This window comes from Streptomyces sp. CO7 (genome assembly GCF_053474865.1).
The window spans coordinates 514183-517303 of the sequence record NZ_JBRIOU010000004.1 but is presented as its reverse complement, the minus strand read 5'-3'; the positions used below and the strand labels follow the sequence as shown (position 1 = coordinate 517303).

General features: G+C 76.5%; 1 protein-coding gene. It reads left to right on the top strand.

Going from position 1 to position 3121, the window contains the following annotated elements:
• A partial coding sequence (locus ACOV8S_RS15155; RefSeq protein ID WP_448318353.1) for an ATP-dependent helicase occupies positions 1-3058 on the top strand: 3058 nt, incomplete at its 5' end.
• Positions 3059-3121 lie beyond the last annotated feature (63 nt).

Here is a 3121-nt window from a genome sequence, read left to right as displayed (position 1 = left end):
GTACCTGGACGTCCTCGACCTGCAGGGCGTCATCGACTACGCGGAGCTGGTGCACCGCGCGGTACTGCTCGTCAACCGCCCGGAGGTCGGCGGCCGGCTCGCCGCCGAGTACGACGCGGTGCTGGTCGACGAGTACCAGGACACCGACCCGGCCCAGGTGCGGCTGCTGCGGGCGCTGGCCGGGGGCGGGCGGACGCTGGTCGCGTTCGGCGACCCCGACCAGTCCATCTACGCCTTCCGCGGCGCCGACGTCAACGGCATCCTCGACTTCCCGCACGCGTTCCCCCGGGCCGACGGCGCTCCGGCGCCGGTCGAGGTGCTGCGCACGTCCCGCCGGGCCGGCGCGGGGCTGCTGGAGGCGACCCGGCTGCTCACCCGGCGCATGCCGCTGACGAGGCTGCCCGCCGCGAAGGTGCGGGCGCACCGGGAGCTGGTGCCGGAGCGCGAGGGCGGTTCGGTGGAGGTGTACACCTACCCGACCCGCAGCACGCAGCTGGAGAACGTCGCCGACGTCCTGCGCCGCGCGCACCTCGAGGACGGCGTCCCGTGGCGCGAGATGGCCGTCCTGGTCCGGGCCGGTTCCCAGTCGATACCCGCCGTGCGTCGCGTCCTGAGCTCGGCCGGCGTCCCCCTGGAGATCGACGGCGACGACGTGCCCCTGCGGCACGAGCCCGCGGTGGCGCCGCTCCTCACCGCCCTGCGCGCGGTGGCCACGGCCGAGGCGACCGCCCGCACCGCCGCGTCCACGGCGTCCACGGCGGGCGACGAGGGCCGGGACGGTGCGTCGGGTGATGCCTCGGGAGACGCGGACCGCGGCGGGGGCCCGGACGCGGGGGGTGCCGACCGTGACAGTGGGGGTGCGGCTGCCGCCGTGGGCGACGAGGAGCTTGCCGACGGCGACGGTGACGGCGACCGTGACGGTGAGGTCGGTGCCGGTGCTGCGACCGCGGCCGACACCGAAGCCGGGGCTGACGCCGACGCCGACGCTGCTGGCGAGGGCGTGACCGACTCCAGCACCGGCGCCGAGGTCCAGGGCGGCGCTGATGCCGAGGGCGGATCCGAAGCCGGGAGCGGGAGTGAGAACGAGGCTGGCTCCGGCTCTGACGTCGACTCCGGCTCCGGCTCCGTGGCTGAGGCCGCCGCCGGCGGTGAGGCGGTGGCCGGGAGCCGTGACGGGGACGGGGCGGTGTGGCTCGACACCGAGACGGCGCTCACGCTGCTGGCCTCCCCGCTCGCCGGACTGGACGCCGCCGACCTGCGCCGTCTCGGCCGCGCCCTGCGCGACGAGGAGCGCGCGGCGGGCAACCCCTTCCCGCCGCCCTCCGACGACCTGCTGGCCCGCGCCCTGTGCGCCCCCGAGCGGCTGATCGCCCACGACGACGCGTACGCCGGCGGCGCCCGCAAGCTCGGCGAGCTGCTGCGGGCCGTCCGCGCCTGCCTGGCCGCGGGCGGCACCGCCGAGGAGGCCCTCTGGCTGCTCTGGGACGGCACCCCCTGGCCGCGCAGACTGGCCTGGGCCGCCCACCGCGGCGGCGCGGCCGGCCGGAACGCGCACCGCGACCTCGACGCGGTGTGCGCCCTGTTTGCCACCGCCGCCCGCGCCGAGGAACGCACCGGCGGCCGTGGCGCGCTCAACTTCCTGGCCGAGATCGAGAACCAGGACATCGCCGCCGACACCCTCACCCGCCGGGTGGCGCGCCCCGACGCGGTGCGCCTGATGACCGCCCACCGCTCCAAGGGCCTGGAGTGGACCCTGGTCGTCGTCGCCGACGTCCAGGAAGGCCTGTGGCCCGACCTCCGCCGCCGCGGCTCCCTGCTCGAGGCCGACCGGATCGGCCGCGACGGGCTCGCCGACCCGCTCCCGCCGGGCGCCCTGCTGGCCGAGGAGCGCCGCCTCTTCTACGTCGCGGCCACCCGCGCCCGTGAACGCCTGGTCGTCACCGCGGTCAAGGCTCCCGCCGAGGACGGCGACCAGCCCTCCCGCTTCCTCACCGAACTCGGCGTCGAGCCCCGCGACGTCACCGGTCGCCCCCGCCGCCCGCTGTCGGTGGCCGCCCTGGTCGCCGAGCTCCGGGCCACCACCGTCGACCCCCGGGCCTCCGACGCCCTGCGGGAGGCCGCCGCGCGGAGACTGGCCAAGCTCGCCGCCCTGACCGACGACGAGGGCCGCCCGCTGGCGCCCGCCGCCCACCCCTCCCGCTGGTGGGGCATGCACGAGCCGACCGAGAGCAAGGTCCCGCTCCGCGACCGGGACCAGCCCGTCGTCCTGTCGGGCAGCGCGCTGGACCAGCTCGCCAACACCTGCGCGCTGCAGTGGTTCCTGGGCCGCGAGGTGAAGGCCGACACCCCGGCCACCACCGCCCAGAGCTTCGGCAACGTCGTGCACGTGCTGGCCGACGAGGTGGCCTCCGGCCGCACCCCCGCCGACCTCGACGTCCTGATGGAACGCCTCGACTCGGTGTGGAACTCCCTCGCCTTCGACGCCCCCTGGAAGTCCGACCAGGAACGCGACAACGCGCGCGCCGCGCTGGAGCGGTTCCTCAACTGGCACGTGATGGGCGCGGAGACAGGACGCCGGCCGGTCGCCACCGAGCACGACTTCGACGTCACCCTCGCCGCCGGCGAACACCGGATACGCATCCGCGGCTCCATGGACCGCGTCGAGACCGACGCCGAGGGCCGTGCCTACGTCGTTGACTTCAAGACCGGCAGGTCGGCGCCCACCTCCGGCGAGGTCGCCCGCCACCCGCAGCTCGCCGTCTACCAGCTGGCGGTGCGCGAGGGCGCCGTCGACGAGGCGTTCGACGGGAAGCGCCCCGAGCCGGGCGGCGCGGAGCTGGTCCACCTGCGGCAGGCGACCTCCCGCAAGGCCGAGGACCTCCCCAAGGTGCAGGCCCAGGACCCCTTGGAGGGGGAGTGGGTCGGCGACCTGCTGGCCACCGCCGCCGGCAAGGTCCTCGACGAGCGCTTCGTCCCGGCCACCGGCACGCACTGCGACCACTGCGCCTTCAAGCAGTCCTGCTCCGCCCGCCCGGAGGGGCGGCACGTGGTCGACTGACCGCGCCCCTGCCGCTCCGCGCCTCCCAATGCCCCGCGCCCCTGTGCCCCTGCGGTCTCGCGC